The following is a 15,080-nucleotide window of genomic DNA, read 5'->3' on the forward strand; positions in this document are numbered from 1 at the left end:
ACGCGGTTACGTGGTGGATACTCGCCGTCGTTGTCGAAGACCCCGGGCCGTCCGAAGGCCCAGGTCGAAGCAGCGGCCCGTGGGGCCGCCCGAGCAATCGCAGGGAGAGCACAGCATGACCGGCACCCAGGTGGAGAGTCCGGACGCCGCCGAGCCCGGCCATCCGCGGCCCTCCGCCGCCACGGCCCGCTGGCGGGCCTGGCTCCTGGAGGGCCTGAGCGAGCGGACGGCCCGGCACCCGGGCCCGCACGCCACCCCGGACGCCGAGCACGAGGGCCACCCCTGGTGGCGGGTCATGTGTCTGACCGGCGTGGACTACTTCTCCACCCTCGGCTACCAGCCCGGTATCGCCGCTCTCGCGGCCGGTCTCCTGTCCCCGCTCGCGACGCTCGTGCTGATCGCGCTGACCCTGCTCGGCGCGCTCCCGGTCTACCGCCGGGTGGCCCATGAGAGCCCGCACGGCGAGGGTTCGATCGCCATGCTGGAGCGGCTGCTGCCGTGGTGGGCGGGGAAGGTCTTCGTCCTGGTGCTGCTCGGCTTCGCGGCCACCGACTTCCTGATCACGATCACCCTGTCGGCCGCGGACGCCGCCGCGCACGTCGTGGAGAACCCGTTCGCACCGCACTGGATGCACAGCGCGAACACCTGGATCACCCTCCTTCTGGTCGCCGCGCTCGGCGCCGTCTTCCTGAAGGGCTTCAACGAGGCCATCGGCATCGCCGTGGCGCTCGTCGGCACGTATCTGGCCCTCAACGTCGTCGTGCTCGCCGTCTCCGCCTGGGAGGTGCTGAGCCACCCGGTGAAGATCGGCGACTGGACCGACGCGATGACCGCCGAGCACTCCTCCCCGCTGGCGATGATCGCCGTGGCGCTGCTCGTGTTCCCCAAACTGGCGCTGGGCATGTCCGGCTTCGAGACGGGCGTGGCGGTGATGCCGCAGGTCAAGGGCGCCTCCACGGACACGTACGCCGACCCGGCCGGCCGCGTCCGCGACACGCGCAAGCTGCTCACCACGGCCGCCGTGATCATGAGCTGCTTCCTGCTGCTGTCGAGCCTCGCGACGACGATCCTGATCCCGCAGAGCGCCTTCGAGAGCGGCGGCCCGGCCAACGGACGCGCGCTCGCGTATCTCGCGCACCAGCACCTGGGCGAGGCCTTCGGCACGGTCTACGACATCTCGACCATCGCGATCCTCTGGTTCGCAGGCGCCTCGGCGATGGCCGGCCTGCTCAACCTCGTACCGCGCTATCTGCCGCGCTACGGCATGGCCCCGGAGTGGACCCGGGCCGTCCGCCCGCTCGTCCTGGTCTTCATGGTGGCCGCGGTCGTCATCACGCTCTGGTTCGACGCGAACGTCGACGACCAGAGCGGTGCGTACGCGACCGGGGTGCTCGTGCTGATGCTCTCCGCGTCGTTCGCCTCGACGGTGGCCGTGCACCGGCGTGGGCACCGGGCCGCCACGCTCGGCTTCGGAGCGATCACCGCCGTCTTCGCGTACACCTTGGTCGCGAACGTGATCGAACGCCCCGACGGTCTCAAGATCGCGCTGATCTTCATCGTCGCGATCCTGGCCACGTCGTTCGCCTCACGCGTGCACCGCGCCTTCGAACTGCGGGCGGCGGCCGTCACATTCGACGAGGCGGCGGCCCGGTTCATCGACGAGGCCGCGGCGAGCGGGCCGCTGCGGCTGATCGCCAACGAGCCCCAGGAGCACAGCACCCGGGAGTACCGCGCCAAGGAGTACAGCCAGCGCGAGCAGACCCACATCCCGGACGGGCGCCCGGTGCTCTTCCTGGAGGTCTTCGTCACCGACTCCTCGGACTTCACCGCCGATCTGGCCGTCCACGGCGACGAGAAGCACGGGGTACGCAGGCTGCGCGTGTCGGGCGCCACCGTGCCCAACACCATCGCGGCCGTCCTGATGGAGCTTCGCGACCGCACCGGCCAAGTGCCGCACGCGTACTTCAACTGGACGGAGGGCAATCCGTTCAGCCACCTGCTGCGCTTCCTGGTCTTCGGGGACGGAGAGGTCGCCCCGGTCACGCGCGAGGTGCTGCGCCGTGCCGAGCACGACCCGGAGCGCCGCCCCCGGATCCACGTCGGCTAGTACCGAGCCGAGTGATCCGGCGAATGGTCACTTCTTGCCCCTCGGCACCATCACATCCGTCAGGAGTGCCGTGCCGGGGGCGAGGGAGTCCCAGGTGCTGCCGTGCCAGGCGAGCACGGCGATCGCCGAGGTGGGGAACTTGACGCGAACCCGGTCCAGGGCGTCGTCGAGCGCGTCCCCGGCGAGTTCCAGCACCAGTTCCTCAAGCCCCGGGTTGTGCCCGATCACGAGCAACGTCCGTACCTGGGCGGGCACTCCGTGCACGGCTTCCAGCAGATCGGGTACGTCTGCGGCGTACAGCCCCGGCTCGAACCGTACCGGCGGCGGGGTGCCCCACTGGGCCGAGGCCAGTTCCCAGGTCTGGCGGGCGCGGACGGCGGTGGAGCACAGCGCGAGGTCGGGCAGGCAGTCGGCCTCCGCGAGGGCGCGCCCGGCGGCCGGGGCGTCCCGGCGGCCACGCGGCGCGAGCGGTCGTACGTGGTCGGCGACACCGGCGGGCCAGGCTGACTTGGCGTGCCGCAGCACGACGAGTCTGCGCAGCGGTCCGGCTCCGGCGCTCATGTCCAGGCTCCGATCTCGCGGGTGAGTTCGAGGCCGAGCAACCGGTCGGCGTAGGCGTACGTCTCGAAGCGTGCCCCGTCCGGCATGTCCTCTGTGTCCGCCACGCGCCGCAGCACCTCCAGGACGGCCGGTACGTCGAGATCGTCCTCCCAGGCGGTGCGCAGATCGTGCCGTACCTGGTCGGGGACGGGTCTGGAGGGCCGGGTCGCCCAGGAGGCGACGGCCTTGCGCCAGCGTACGAGCGTGTCCCGTGCCTCGGTCAGGGCGGCCGTGCCGAGGTCGACGGGATGCCGGCGAGGGCGGGCGAGGAGGGCGAGGCGCACGGTCGACGGCGAGGCGGTGGTGTCGGCGGGTCCGGTCGCCGGGCCGACCTCGACGCGTACCCCGTCGGGTGCGGTGCCCTGCGCTCCGATGACATGGAGGGACTGCCCCACGCCCGGGGTGTCCGGCTCCGCGGGCCGGATGCCGAGGTCGTCGGCGCGCTCCCGCAGTGCGGCGGGCGGGTCGGCGACCGTGACGACGGGCGTTCCGCCGAGTTCCAGGGCCCGGGCCAGCACATCGGCCACCAGGAGCACTCGCAGGGCCGAGGTGTCGGCCCCGGCCACGTGCGCGTGAACGCGGGTCAGGCCCGGGCGGACATCGACGGTCTCGCCGCTGCGGGCGTCGGTGATACGGAGCACGAGGCGAGCGTAGGCGGGCAAAGGCCCCGGCGCAGGGAGGTGGGACCCATTCCGGACAGCCGTACGTCACCAGGTCGCCGTCCGGCGGCAGCTCCCGCGACCAGGAGGGAATCACCGCGTCGCAACCGACTGTTGCTTCCACAGCAGACGGCGCGCGACTGGCGCGCCGTGGGACGTCGAAGGAGACCGGCCGTGTACGGCGACTCAGCAACGATCCGCAAGATCCTCACCGAGCTGGGCGACACCTGGGCGGTCGTGGGGCTGTCCACGAACCAGGACCGTGCCGCCTACCGGGTCGCCGCCGTCCTCCAGAGCTTCGGCAAGCGCGTCGTACCGGTCCATCCGAAGGCCGAGACGGTCCACGGCGAGCAGGGTTACCCCTCGCTGGACGCGATCCCGTTCCCGGTCGACGTCGTCGACGTCTTCGTCAACGGCGACCTGGCGGGCCCGGTTGCCGACGAGGCCGTCGCGATCGGCGCCAAGGCCGTCTGGTACCAGCTGGGTGTGGTCGACGAGGAGGCGTACGAGCGCACCCGCGAGGCAGGCCTTGAGATGGTGATGGACCGCTGCCCGGCGATCGAGATCCCTTCATTGCGCTAGCGGCCATATGGGTGATGAGCGCCCCAACGTGTGAACGGTTGCGCGAGTCAGGCGCGGTCACGTTCTCCTCACGGGTTAGCGTGATACCGCGAAGTAACTGGTCAGGCGGCGACGAGGAATCCGCGCCGCCTCCTCCGACGTCGAGCCGCTCGGCGTATGGACCCCACCAGGATCCGCCTGCCTTCATCGAGGGGCTTCGCGCTCTGTCGAAGTCTCTCGGAAGCAGCGGCTGGGAATCCGGGAGGCGGTATGTGGGCCGTACTGGAACAAATGGCCGTGGCTGCTCCCCAGCTCTTCCTCTACGCCGTCGGCCTCTTGGTCGCCATGGTCCTTCTGGCGCTCGTCATCAGCCTGCGGCAGGCGGACGCGTCACAACGCCCGGAGATCATCCGGGCCCTCGCGGATCTGATGGCCTTCTGGAAGAAGCGGTGACGGACGTCCCCTGCGGCTCACCGGGGTCCCTGCGGCTCACCGGGGTCCCTGCGGCTCACCGGGGTCCCCACGCGCCTCACCGGGCGAGCCGCCCCAGCAGCGACGACGCCGACGTGATGGTCAGGGCGGCGGCCACCAGCAGCACCGCGAAGTCGAGCAGCAGGTGGGAGTGCGTGCCGAGCAGGAGGCCGCGCAGGGCGTCTACCTGGTAGCTCAGCGGGTTGACCTTGCTGACGGCCTGGAGCCAGCCGGGCATGACGGACACCGGGTAGAGGGCGTTGGAGCCGAAGAACAGCGGCATCGTGATCGCTTGGCCGATACCCATCAGACGGTCGCGGGTCAGGACGATGCCCGCGATCGTCATGGACAGACAGGAAAAGAAGGCCGAGCCGAGTACGACGATCACCGCCACGCCCAGCAGGCGCAGCGGATTCCAGGTCATCGCCACGCCGAGGAGCGCCGCGATCACGACGACGACGATCGCCTGGACCAGCGCCTTCACCCCGGAGGCGAACGCCTTGCCGGTGATGAGCGCTGCCCGCGGGGTCGGCGTCACCAGCAGCTTGGTGAGGATGCCCGCGTCCCGCTCCCAGATGATCATGATGCCGTAGAAGATGGCGATGAACATCGCGGACTGGGCGATGATGCCGGGCGCCAGATAGTCGATGTAGGGGATGCCGCCGGTGGGTATCGCCCGGATCCGGGTGAACGTCTCACCGAAGATCAGCAGCCACAGCGCAGGCTGGACCGCCCGCGTGTACAGCTCGGTGCGGTCGTGGCGCAGCTTCTGCAGCTCGACCGTGCACATGGCGACGACCCGTGCGGGCAGTACCTTCCAGGCGGTACGGGCCCGGGGCGGGGCGAGGAGCAGATCGAGGTCCGCCGGGTGGGGGCGGTCAGCCGACGCGGGACGCGGTGCGGCGGGTGCTTCGGACATCGCGGAAGTCTCCTGCCTGGTCGTCGAGTCCGCTGCCGGCGACGTCCCGGAAGACGTCCTCCAGCGTGGGCAGCGGGCCTTGGGTGCCGAGCCGTTTCCCGAGGCCGCTCCGCAGCTCGTCGGGGGTGCCGAGGGCGCGGACGCGGCCGCGGTGCATCAGGGCGACGCGGTCGCAGTACTGGTCGGCCTCGTCCATGTAGTGGGTCGTGACCAGGACGGTCATGCCGGTGGCGGCGCGCACGGCGTTGATGTGCTCCCACACGTTGGTCCGGGCGATCGGGTCGAGTCCGATGGTCGGCTCGTCGAGGATCAGCAGCCGGGGCGCGCTGACCAGGGCCTGGGCGAGTTCCAGTCGGCGCACCATGCCGCCGGAGTACGTGTTGGCGAGCCGGTCCGCCGCGGCGGTGAGGTCGACGGCGGCGAGCGCCTGTTCGACGCGCCGGGCCCGTTCGCGACGGGAAACGTCGAAGACGCGGGCGAACAGGGCCACGTTTTCGCGGCCGGTGAGCCCGGAGTCGGCGGAGAGCTGCTGCGGCACATACCCCAACAGCCGTCGTACGGCCATGCGTTCACGGGTCGCGTCATGGCCGAAGACGCGGACCATGCCGGCCGGAACCGGAAGGAGCGTGGTGATGCAGCGGATCGCGGTGGTCTTGCCCGCTCCGTTGGGGCCGAGCAGCCCGAGCACCTCGCCGTCGTGGACGGAGAGATCGAGCCCGTCGACCGCTTTCGTCTCCCCGAAGGAGTAGGCGAGTCCGGCGCAGGTGACGGCATCGACTGCCGGGGCCTCGCCGTCCGTCGCGTGACGCGTCATGTCTCCTCGGCCTCCTCGTGCAGGTTCTCCGCCAGCTTGCGCAGGGCCGGAAGGGCGGCCTCCAGCGCCTTGCGGTCGGCCTCGTCGAGGCGGGCCACCTGGCGGCGTACGAGTGCCGTACGCCGCTCGCGCCAGTCGCGCAGCCGGGCCTCGGCCGCCTCGGTGGGCAGCAGTCGTGCGGCCCGCCGGTCGGCCGGGTTCGTCTCGCGGATCAGATAGCCGTCCCGCGCTAGGTGATTGACCATCGTCGACACCGAGTTGCCCGCCAGATACAGCTCCTTTGCCGCGTCCGACACCCCGATGCCCGGCCGCTCCACGACCAGGCGCAGCAGCTCGACCTCGGCACCGCGCAGCCGCGGCGCGGTCGTCCCGCGACGCAGCCGCCGCCGGATCAGCCGCTGCACTCCCACGAGCGCGGCGGACAGGTCGTCGGCGAGGCTCTGCGATCCCACACTTCCGAGATTAGCTCTGTATCAGAGGTATCGAGGAAAAGAGATGGTCAAGAGAGGTGGTCAGTGGAGGAGAGGGAGGTGGTCGGTGGAAGAGAGGGAGTTGGTCGGTGGAGATGGTCGAGGAGGAGCAGGAGCATGCGCTCCGCCGTCAGTGGTGGTGCGGCTCCTCCCGGTGCACCGGGCCGTGCGGGGCCTCGCAGTGGCCGGGGTCGTCCGTCGCGTTCCGGTCGCCGGGCAGGGCCACCTGGAGGACCTGTTCCGCGGCGTGGTCGACCTGGAGGGTGGTGTGGGTGATGCCGTAGTCGCGGCGCAGGACGTCCTCCAGGGCACGGCGGACGGAGTGGCAGTCGCCGCCGGGCTCGACCAGGACGTGCGCGGACAGCGCGGCCTGGCCCGAGGTGATCTGCCAGACGTGCAGGTCGTGCACCTCGACGACGTCCGGCTGGGCGACGAGCCGGTCGCCCAGCGCGTCCGGGTCGACGTCGGCGGGCGCGGCCTCCAGGAAAATGCGGCCGGAGTCGCGCAGCAGCCCGTACGCGGCCTTCACCATCAGTGCGACGACGACCAGCGTGGCGATGGGGTCGGCGCGCTCGAAGCCCGTGAGGACGACGAGGAGCGCGGCGACAGCGGTGCCTATGAAGGCGAACAGGTCGTTCAGGACGTGCTGGTAGGCGCCCTCGACGTTGAGGGAGGTGCGGTTGGCCTTCGAGATGCACCAGGTGGCGACCACGTTCACGGCGATGCCGGCGAGCGCGGTGACCAGCATCGGCCCGCCCGCGACCGGCGGCGGGTCGATGAGCCGTCGTACCGCCTCGTAAGCCAGCCACGCACTCAACAGGAGCAGCGTGAGGCCGTTGGCCTGGGCTGAGAGGATCTCCGCGCGCTTGAGCCCGTAGGTGAAGCCGCCCCGGGCCGGGCGGGCGGCGAGCCGCATCGCGATGAGGGCGAGCACGATGGACGCGGCGTCGGTGAGCATGTGGGCCGCGTCGGAGATCAGGGCGAGGGAACCGGCGACGATGCCGACGACCACTTCGACCGTCATGAACGCCGCGATGAGGGCGAGCGCGACGCTCAGCCAGCGACGGTCGGCGTCCGCCGACACGCCGTGGGAGTGCCCGGCATGACCGCCCGGGCCGTGCTCGTGATCATGGTCGCTCATCTGGTTCGCCTTCCCCCTCGCGACAGGTGCCTCGACGGCAGTCAAACGCATGGTGACGCCGCGGGGCAAAGGCTGCATCGGTGACCGTTGTCATGTCCGATAGCACCCCGCTGACCTGCATCGCCCCGTTCTCACACCCCGATCGCCCCGTCGATCCGTTCCCGGAGCAGGTCCGCGTGGCCGTTGTGGCGGGCGTACTCCTCGATCATGTGGACGAGGACCCAGCGAAGCGACACGGCGCCCCGCCAGGAGTCGTGGCCGTGGACGTCGAGGTGGGGCGCGTCGGCGACGAACGCTTCGGCGAAGGCGATCTCGTCGCGCCAGGCCCGCCAGGCCAGGGCCACGACCTGCGGATCGGGGACCGCACCGGTGAAGTCGCCGTCGGGGTCGGACGGCGAGGAGAACAGGGGCGGCGCCTCGTGACCGGCCAGGACCCGCCGGAACCAGCGGCGTTCGACGTCGGCGAGGTGCCGCAACAGGCCGAGCAGCGAGAGCGTGGACGGCGCCACGGACCGCTGCGACAACTCGGCGTCCAGGCCCGTGCACTTGAGTTCCAGCGTGGCGCGCTGGGCGGCCAGGAAGTCGACGAGGAGGGCCCGCTCATCACCTGTGGCGGGGCCGAGCACGCGGGGGTCGCGCTCGACGGGGACGAACATCTCGGCTCTTCTGCTCGGTGTGGTCATGGCCCCATCATCAGGCGTTCAGGGGTGCGTCAGCCGGGACATCGGCCCGTGTACCGGTCGACCAGGTCGCACCAGCCGGCCTCCACACGCTCCAGGGACATCCCGCGGCGGGTGAGCAGGTGATCGACGAGCACCGTCTCCAGGTAGCCGAGCATCGTGTGCGCGACGAGCTCGATGTCGCAGTCCGCCCGCGCCTCACGCAGCAGCATGCAGACGTGGGCCAGACGGAACTGGTACGGCGGGGTCGCGCGCCGGCGGCCCGGCTCCACGTGAGCGGCCAGATAGAGGTCGCGGTACGCGTACTCGTGACGGATGACGGCCGAGCCGAAGGAGCGCAGCCGCTCCTCCGGGGGCGCGCCCGGGCCGAGCGGCGGCGGTCCGGAGAAGAAGCCTGCCTGGAGCTGCTCCTCGTGGTGGCTCAGCAGTTCCGCGAGCAGGCCCGTGCGGTCGCCGAACCTCCGGAAGACGGTGCCCTTGCCGACCCCCGCGCCGGAGGCGATGTCCTCCATGGTCACGTTCGCTATGCCGCGTTCGGCGGCCAGGCAGGCGGCGACCTCCAGCAACCGGGTGCGGTTGCGCGCGGCGTCGGCGCGTAGCTGGGACACCTCCCCGGTCGGCATGAGAGCGAGGTCCGCCGGACCGCCGAGGGCGTCAGACGGCGCGGGAAAGGGCGGGAGCGGCTCGGGCATGAGATCAGCGTAGCGCTCGGGAATTAAATCCGGACCCAGGTCCGTTTAGAGGGGCGAAGGAAGTGGACCGTGGTCCGGTTAGGGTGGTACAACATTCAACGGACTCGCCAAGTCCACTTTGCACTGACACTGATCACAAATCCTGGGAGATTTGCCATGTCCGTCCGCATTCTCGCTCTCGTCGGCAGCCTTCGCGCCGGCTCTCACAACCGCCAGCTCGCCGAGGCCGCCGCGAAGCACGCTCCCGAGGGTGTCGAGATCGCGGTCCACGAGGGGCTCGCCGCCATCCCGTTCTACAACGAGGACATCGACGTCGAGGGCAACGTGCCCGAGGCCGCGGCCGAGCTGCGTGCCGCCGCCGCCCAGGCCGACGCGCTGCTGTTCTTCTCTCCCGAGTACAACGGCACCATGCCCGCCGTCCTGAAGAACGCCATCGACTGGCTGTCCCGTCCGTACGGTGCCGGCGCCATCTCCGGCAAGCCGGTCGCCGTCGTCGGCACCGCGTTCGGCCAGTACGGCGGGGTGTGGGCGCAGGACGACGCCCGCAAGTCCGTGGGCATCGCCGGTGGCCACGTCGTCGAGGGTGCCACGCTGTCCATCCCCGGTTCCGTGACCCGCTTCGCCGAGACGCACCCGTCGGACGACGCCGAGGTCGTCGAGGGCCTTCGCAAGGTCATCGAGCAGGTCGTCGAGAGCAACCCGGCCGCCTGATCTCCCGTGATCACCCCGGGGCCTTCGACCTCGGGACATGAAACGGCTGTGGGCCAGGACTCTTGAGTCCTGGCCCACAGCCGTTTCGGCATCGAGGAGCACGTGGAGCGACGCGCACTGCCCCGCCGCGGCTACCGCGAGTGCGCCGGGCGGCCCGTGAGCCGGTGGTCGGCGAGGCTGAGCGCCTCCCCCACGACCCGGCGCAGATGGCCGTCGCGCAGTGAGTAGATCACGCGGCGACCGTCCTTGCGCGTGTCGACCAGGCCCGCCAACCGGAGCCGCGCCAGGTGCTGGCTGACGGCGGGACGGGCCGCGCCGCACGCCTGCGTGAGTGTCGAGACGTCGGCCTCGCCCTGGGTCAGGGCATGCAGGAGGGCGAGGCGGGTGCGGTCACCGAGCAGGGCGAGCAGCTCGGCGGCGAGCGCGAACTGCTCCTCGCCGGGGGTGCGGGGGTGACCGTCGGCCGCGCCGCCTGTGCGCTGCTGCGCAACCTGTGCAGGTGATAGGTGCATGCGTGCGCTCATACGCACATAATGGCTCCGTGGGTGCGACCGCGTCCACTCCCGCGCGGCGGAAGGGGGCCTTCAGTGGGGCACAAGCACGAAGCGCGCGAGCAGGGCCGGGTACATGGGTACGGGCACAGGTCCGGGCATGGGCACGACCGCGATCATGACCACGGCCACGGTCACCCCCATGATCATGACCACGAGCACGGGCACGGGCACGCCCACGGACACGAGCACGGGCATGGGCACGCCCACAGACACGAGCACGGGCGTGGACACGGGCATCCTCACCCCCACGGACCCCTCTCCCGCCTCCGCCACCTCCTCACCCCCCACTCCCACGAGACCGCCGACAAGCTCGACTCCGCGCTGGAGTCCTCCGCGCGCGGCATGCGGGCGCTGTGGGTCTCGCTGGCCGTGCTCGGAGCGACGGCGCTGGCGCAGGCGGTCGTGGTCGTGATCTCCGGGTCGGTCGCGCTGCTCGGCGACACCGTGCACAACGCCGCCGACGCCCTGACCGCCGTGCCGCTCGGTATCGCCTTCGTCCTGGGGCGACGCGCGGCCACACGCCGCTTCACCTATGGATACGGCCGCGCCGAGGACCTCGCCGGAATCGCGATCGTGCTGACCATCGCCGCGTCCGCCGCCTTCGCCGCCTGGGCGGCGGTCGAACGGCTGCTGCACCCGCGGCCCGTGGAGCACATCCCCGTCGTCGCCGTCGCGGCCGTCATCGGTTTCGCGGGCAACGAGTGGGTCGCCCGCCACCGCATGCGGGTGGGCCGGGCGATCGGCTCGGCCGCGCTCGTCGCCGACGGCCTGCACGCGCGTACCGACGGGTTCACCTCGCTCGCGGTGCTCGTCGGCGCGGGCGGTGCGGCGCTCGGATGGCACCTCGCCGACCCGATCGTGGGGCTGGCGATCACGGCCGCGATCGTCCTGGTGCTGCGGGACGCGGCGCGCGAGGTGTTCCGGCGGGTGCTGGACGCCGTCGACCCGGCGCTGGTGGACCAGGCCGAGCAGGCGCTCCAGAAGGTGCCGGGTGTGCGTGGGGTCGGTGAACTGCGGCTGCGCTGGATCGGTCACCGGTTGCGCGCCGAGGTGGCCGTCGTCGTGGACGGCGAGGTGAGCGTGCGCCGGGCACACGACATCGCGGTCGAGGCCGAACACGCCCTGCTGCACGCGGTGCCACGGCTCACCGCGGCGCTGGTCCATGCCGACCCGACTCCGGTGCCGGGCGAGACGGATCCACATCTGGCTCTGGCCCACCACGCCCACGGCGGGGCCTGACCCAGGCAGTTGCGGGCAGTCGTGCCTTCCCCCGTGCCTTGACGGCCTCGGGCCCCCTGCTCAAAGAGCTTGGGGGAAGGCACCCCGTAGGCGCCGGGCCGCGCGACCCACCAGGCGGCCAGCGTCGTATCGCCGCCCCGCTTGCCCGCGACCACGACGCAGTTGGCGGACTGGTCGAGCAGTTCCTTGCCGTAGTGCTCAAGGAAGACTGCGGTGTCGGCCCAATCGGGTTCGGTGTCGACGTAGACGATCCGGTCGGCGGGCACGCTGCCGCTCCACCGGCGGACGGCGTCCGCGACCGGGCCGGTCAGTTCGCCGAGGCAGTCGGGGGCGGGAGTGGCGTTGTCGAAGTCTCCGATGGGCGCGCGCATGACCGCACGCTAACAGCCGTGCGCCGACCGCCGACCGGGCGTCTCAGCGCACGGGCGGCACCGAGACGGTCATCACCATCTCCATCGGCGCCTCACCGTCATTGGCGTACGTGTGCGGCGTGTTGGCCTCGAAAGAGGCGCTCGCTCCGGTGGGGACGCGGTACTCGACGCCGTCGACGGTGAGCGTCAGTTCACCTGTCGTGACATGGACGAGTTCGACCGTGCCGGCGGGGTGCGGGTCCGAGGGGCTGCGGTCCCCCGGCATCAGCCGCCAGTCCCACATCTCCAGCGGGCCCGGCGCCTCGGTGCCCGCGAGGAGCCGGTTGTAGCTGCCGGCGTCGGTGTGCCAGAGACGCACGGCCTGCTCGGCCGGGACGATGCGGACCTTGGGGCCCTGCTCGTAGTCGAGCAGCGTGGTGACGCTGACGCCGAGCGCGTCGCCGATCTTGACGACCGTGCCGATGCTCGGGTTGGTGCGGGCCTGCTCGATCTGGATGAGCATGCCGCGGCTGACTCCGGCGCGGGCGGCGAGCGCCTCCAGGGTGAAGCCCCGCTCGGTGCGCCACCGCTTGACGTTGCGCGCCAGGGACTGGGCCAGCAGGTCGAGGTCCGACACATTCCGTCCAATATTGTGTATGACAGAGTTAAACAGAATGAACTATGGTGTGGTGCACCTGATCGTTCACTGAACTGTACTGCGAGGCAGCCCATGACAGCACTCTTCGCCCTGGCCACCAGCCTCCTGTGGGGCCTGGCCGACTTCGGCGGCGGGCTGCTGACGCGACGCATGCCCGCCCTGACGGTGGTCGTCGTCTCGCAGACCATCGCGGCGGCGGTGCTCGGCGCGGTCGTGGTGGCCACCGGCGGCTGGAGCGAGGCCGGGCCGCGGCTGTGGTTCGCACTCGGCGCGGGCCTGATCGGGCCGATCGCTTTGCTCTCCTTCTACAAGGCGCTCGCCCTGGGCCCGATGGGCGTCGTCTCCCCGCTCGCCACCCTGAGCGTGGCGATCCCCATCGGCCTCGGACTCTTCCTCGGTGAGCGCCCCGGCCTGGTACAGGTGGCCGGCATCGTGGTCGCCGTCACCGGGGTCGTGCTCGCGGGCGGGCCGCAGCTCAGGGGCGCGCCGGTACAGCGCCGGGCGATCCTGCTCACGCTCGTCGCGGCGCTCGGCTTCGGTACGGTGTTCGCGCTGATCGCGGAGGCGTCGACCACGGTCACCGGACTCTTCCTGGCCCTCTTCGTGCAGCGCGTGACCAATGCCCTCGCGGGCGGCGCCGCCCTCTACATATCCGTGCGGCGAGGCGCCGCGGCGCTCCCGCAAGACGGTTTTCCCTGGCATTCCCTGCCGGCCCTCGCCTTCGTCGGTCTCGCCGACGTCGCCGCCAACGGCACGTACGCGATCGCGGCCCAGCACGGCCCGGTCACGGTGGCCGCCGTGCTCGCCTCGCTCTATCCGGTGGTGACGGCGCTCGCCGCGCGCGGGTTCCTCAGCGAGCGGCTGCGCGCGGTGCAGGCGGCGGGCGCGGGCCTCGCCCTGGTCGGCACGTTGCTCCTCGCCTCGGGCTGACTCAGGAGTCGGCGTCCAGCTCCGCGAGCCGGGCGGCAGCCTCCTCGTCCAGCTCCGCGAGCCGGGCGGCCGCCTCCTCGTCCAGCTCCGACAGCGCCAATAGCTGCTCGGGCGTGACCCCGTCGGGGATCGGCACCGGGGCCGGCGTTCTGAGCGGCGGCTGCCATCCGGCGTCGGGCGTCCAGCGCCGTACGACGCGGGCGGGCGCCCCGGCCACCACCGCGTGGTCCGGCACGGTGCCCCGTACCACCGCCCCGGCCGCCACCACCACGTTCCGCCCGACGCGCGCGCCCGGCAGGATCACCGCGCCCGTCCCGATCCAGCAGCCGGGGCCGATCTCCACCGGCTCCATCCGCGGCCACTGCTTGCCGATGGGTTGATGGGGATCGTCGTACGAATGGTTGGTGGACGTCACATAGACGTACGGCCCGAAGTAGCAGTCGCTGCCGATCGTGACCGTCGTGTCGGCGATGACATGACTGCCGCGGCCCAGGACGACGCCGTCGCCGATGCACAGGATCGGGTCGGGGCCGAGATCGAGGTCGGGCATCAGCCCGGCGGTGAGGGTGACCCGTTCGCCGATGATGCAGTGCGAGCCGACATGGATCCACGGTTCACCGAAGACCGTGCCCAGCGGGAACGCGAGTCTGGTACCTGTTCCCATCGCGCCGAAGCGGAAGCGTCCGGGGTGCTCCGCCGTCACGGACCCCATGCGCTGCGCCCAGGCCCAGCCCGCGTGAACGGCGCGCTGCGCGAGGGCGCGACGCCATGATGAGAACGTGTTCCTGCTCCTGAGCACCCGCTTACCGTACTCAGCCCTGGGTGCGCCCAAGAGCCCGTATGGCTGTGATCTTCGCCCCACCGATGGCATACGGTGCCGGTGTACCGACCACAAGGAGACGGCAATGACGCACAAGGCGCTGATCGCGGGCATCGGCGGCAAGGATCCCCAGGTGGACCAGGAGGCGTTCGCGGCACCCACGTCCGTGGTGATCGGGGACGTGACGCTGCGTGCGGGGGCGAGCGTCTGGTACGGCGCGGTGCTGCGGGCCGACTGCGGGCCGATCGTCGTCGGTGCGCACAGCAATGTGCAGGACAACTGCACCCTCCATGTCGACCCCGGTTTCCCGATCTCCATCGGCGAGCGCGTCTCGATCGGGCACAACGCCGTGGTCCACGGCGCGACCGTCGAGGACGACTGCCTGATCGGCATGGGCGCCACGGTACTCAACGGCGCGGTGATCGGCGCGGGGTCGCTGGTGGCCGCACAGGCGCTGGTGCCGCAGGGCATGCGGGTGCCCCCGGGCTCACTCGTCGCCGGCGTACCCGCGAAGGTCAAGCGGGAGCTCACCGCCGAGGAGCGCGAGGGCATATCGCTGAACGGCACGATGTACGCGGAGCTGGCGAAGGCGCATCGCGAGGTGCATGGATGAGGTGCACATGAATGAGGTGCATGAATAGGGCGCCCTGCGAAGCAAGGGGTACTGCGCGCGCCCCTTATAACGGCTATGACGGCTATGATGG

The 15,080-nt window shown here is 71.2% G+C and carries 18 protein-coding genes and 1 pseudogene; 7 read left to right on the plus strand and 12 right to left on the minus strand.

Going from position 1 to position 15,080, the window contains the following annotated elements:
• Positions 1–115 precede the first annotated feature (115 nt).
• On the plus strand, positions 116–2,107 hold the full coding sequence (locus Q2K21_RS21800; RefSeq protein ID WP_310773561.1) for an APC family permease: 1,992 nt from the start codon (positions 116–118) through the stop codon (positions 2,105–2,107).
• A gap of 27 nt (positions 2,108–2,134) precedes the next feature.
• Here Q2K21_RS21800 and Q2K21_RS21805 read toward each other — a convergent pair whose 3' ends face one another.
• Entirely contained in the window at positions 2,135–2,668 is a 534-nt protein-coding gene (locus tag Q2K21_RS21805) for a SixA phosphatase family protein (protein ID WP_386277020.1), read from the minus strand.
• Positions 2,665–3,348 carry a hypothetical protein gene (locus tag Q2K21_RS21810; RefSeq protein WP_310773563.1) on the minus strand — a complete coding sequence of 228 codons (684 nt, stop codon included), beginning with the start codon at positions 3,346–3,348 and terminating at the stop codon, positions 2,665–2,667. The genes Q2K21_RS21805 and Q2K21_RS21810 overlap by 4 nt, the downstream gene beginning before the upstream one ends.
• A 192-nt stretch (positions 3,349–3,540) precedes the next feature.
• On the opposite strand from Q2K21_RS21810, the gene Q2K21_RS21815 reads away from it, so the two are divergent.
• Positions 3,541–3,948, plus strand: coding sequence for a CoA-binding protein (locus Q2K21_RS21815; RefSeq protein WP_310773565.1), 408 nt, complete (start codon positions 3,541–3,543; stop codon positions 3,946–3,948).
• Between the two features lie 276 nt (positions 3,949–4,224).
• A complete protein-coding gene (locus Q2K21_RS21820; RefSeq protein WP_310781421.1) occupies positions 4,225–4,380 on the plus strand; it encodes a hypothetical protein in 156 nt (51 codons plus the stop codon).
• A 76-nt stretch (positions 4,381–4,456) separates the two neighbouring features.
• Here the strand turns inward: Q2K21_RS21820 and Q2K21_RS21825 are convergent, their stop codons facing one another.
• From Q2K21_RS21825 to Q2K21_RS21850, 6 genes are all read right to left on the minus strand, one after another.
• Entirely contained in the window at positions 4,457–5,317 is an 861-nt protein-coding gene (locus Q2K21_RS21825; protein WP_310773567.1) for an ABC transporter permease, read from the minus strand.
• A complete protein-coding gene (locus tag Q2K21_RS21830) occupies positions 5,277–6,131 on the minus strand; it encodes an ABC transporter ATP-binding protein (protein WP_310773570.1) in 855 nt (284 codons plus the stop codon). The genes Q2K21_RS21825 and Q2K21_RS21830 overlap by 41 nt, the downstream gene beginning before the upstream one ends.
• The gene (locus Q2K21_RS21835; protein ID WP_310773572.1) at positions 6,128–6,583 is read right to left on the minus strand and encodes a MarR family winged helix-turn-helix transcriptional regulator; all 456 of its coding nucleotides are present in this window, start codon (positions 6,581–6,583) and stop codon (positions 6,128–6,130) included. The genes Q2K21_RS21830 and Q2K21_RS21835 overlap by 4 nt, the downstream gene beginning before the upstream one ends.
• Before the next feature lie 148 nt (positions 6,584–6,731).
• Entirely contained in the window at positions 6,732–7,742 is a 1,011-nt protein-coding gene (locus Q2K21_RS21840) for a cation diffusion facilitator family transporter (RefSeq protein WP_310773574.1), read from the minus strand.
• A gap of 131 nt (positions 7,743–7,873) precedes the next feature.
• Entirely contained in the window at positions 7,874–8,425 is a 552-nt protein-coding gene (locus tag Q2K21_RS21845; RefSeq protein WP_310773577.1) for a DinB family protein, read from the minus strand.
• Between the two features lie 29 nt (positions 8,426–8,454).
• The gene (locus Q2K21_RS21850) at positions 8,455–9,114 is read right to left on the minus strand and encodes a TetR/AcrR family transcriptional regulator (RefSeq protein ID WP_310773579.1); all 660 of its coding nucleotides are present in this window, start codon (positions 9,112–9,114) and stop codon (positions 8,455–8,457) included.
• 156 nt (positions 9,115–9,270) lie between these two features.
• Between Q2K21_RS21850 and Q2K21_RS21855 the strand changes: the two genes are divergently transcribed.
• A complete protein-coding gene (locus Q2K21_RS21855) occupies positions 9,271–9,825 on the plus strand; it encodes an NAD(P)H-dependent oxidoreductase (protein ID WP_310773581.1) in 555 nt (184 codons plus the stop codon).
• A 131-nt stretch (positions 9,826–9,956) separates the two neighbouring features.
• On the opposite strand, the gene Q2K21_RS21860 is transcribed toward Q2K21_RS21855, so the two are convergent.
• Positions 9,957–10,349: an ArsR/SmtB family transcription factor gene (locus Q2K21_RS21860; protein WP_310773584.1), complete on the minus strand. Its 393-nt coding sequence runs from the start codon at positions 10,347–10,349 to the stop codon at positions 9,957–9,959.
• Between Q2K21_RS21860 and Q2K21_RS21865 the strand changes: the two genes are divergently transcribed.
• On the plus strand, positions 10,332–11,618 hold the full coding sequence (locus Q2K21_RS21865; RefSeq protein WP_310773586.1) for a cation diffusion facilitator family transporter: 1,287 nt from the start codon (positions 10,332–10,334) through the stop codon (positions 11,616–11,618). The two genes, Q2K21_RS21860 and Q2K21_RS21865, sit on opposite strands and share 18 nt — an antisense overlap.
• Before the next feature lie 113 nt (positions 11,619–11,731).
• Here Q2K21_RS21865 and Q2K21_RS21870 read toward each other — a convergent pair.
• A pseudogene (locus tag Q2K21_RS21870) lies at positions 11,732–11,989 on the minus strand (YbaK/EbsC family protein); the annotation flags it as partial.
• A 43-nt stretch (positions 11,990–12,032) separates the two neighbouring features.
• A complete protein-coding gene (locus Q2K21_RS21875; protein WP_310773588.1) occupies positions 12,033–12,605 on the minus strand; it encodes a helix-turn-helix domain-containing protein in 573 nt (190 codons plus the stop codon).
• Positions 12,606–12,698: 93 nt separating this feature from the next.
• On the opposite strand from Q2K21_RS21875, the gene Q2K21_RS21880 reads away from it, so the two are divergent.
• Complete coding sequence (locus Q2K21_RS21880; protein WP_310773591.1) at positions 12,699–13,556, plus strand: DMT family transporter; 858 nt, start codon at positions 12,699–12,701, stop codon at positions 13,554–13,556.
• A gap of 1 nt (position 13,557) precedes the next feature.
• Here Q2K21_RS21880 and Q2K21_RS21885 read toward each other — a convergent pair whose 3' ends face one another.
• Positions 13,558–14,355 (minus strand): acyltransferase, encoded by a 798-nt coding sequence (locus tag Q2K21_RS21885; protein ID WP_310773593.1) that lies wholly within the window; start codon positions 14,353–14,355, stop codon positions 13,558–13,560.
• Positions 14,356–14,461: 106 nt separating this feature from the next.
• On the opposite strand from Q2K21_RS21885, the gene Q2K21_RS21890 reads away from it, so the two are divergent.
• Positions 14,462–14,989, plus strand: coding sequence for a gamma carbonic anhydrase family protein (locus Q2K21_RS21890; RefSeq protein ID WP_310773595.1), 528 nt, complete (start codon positions 14,462–14,464; stop codon positions 14,987–14,989).
• The last annotated feature ends 91 nt before the right edge of the window (positions 14,990–15,080 follow it).

Origin of the sequence: Streptomyces sp. CGMCC 4.7035, from assembly GCF_031583065.1 — a bacterium.
In the GTDB taxonomy this organism is placed as follows: Bacteria; Actinomycetota; Actinomycetes; order Streptomycetales; family Streptomycetaceae; genus Streptomyces; species Streptomyces yaanensis.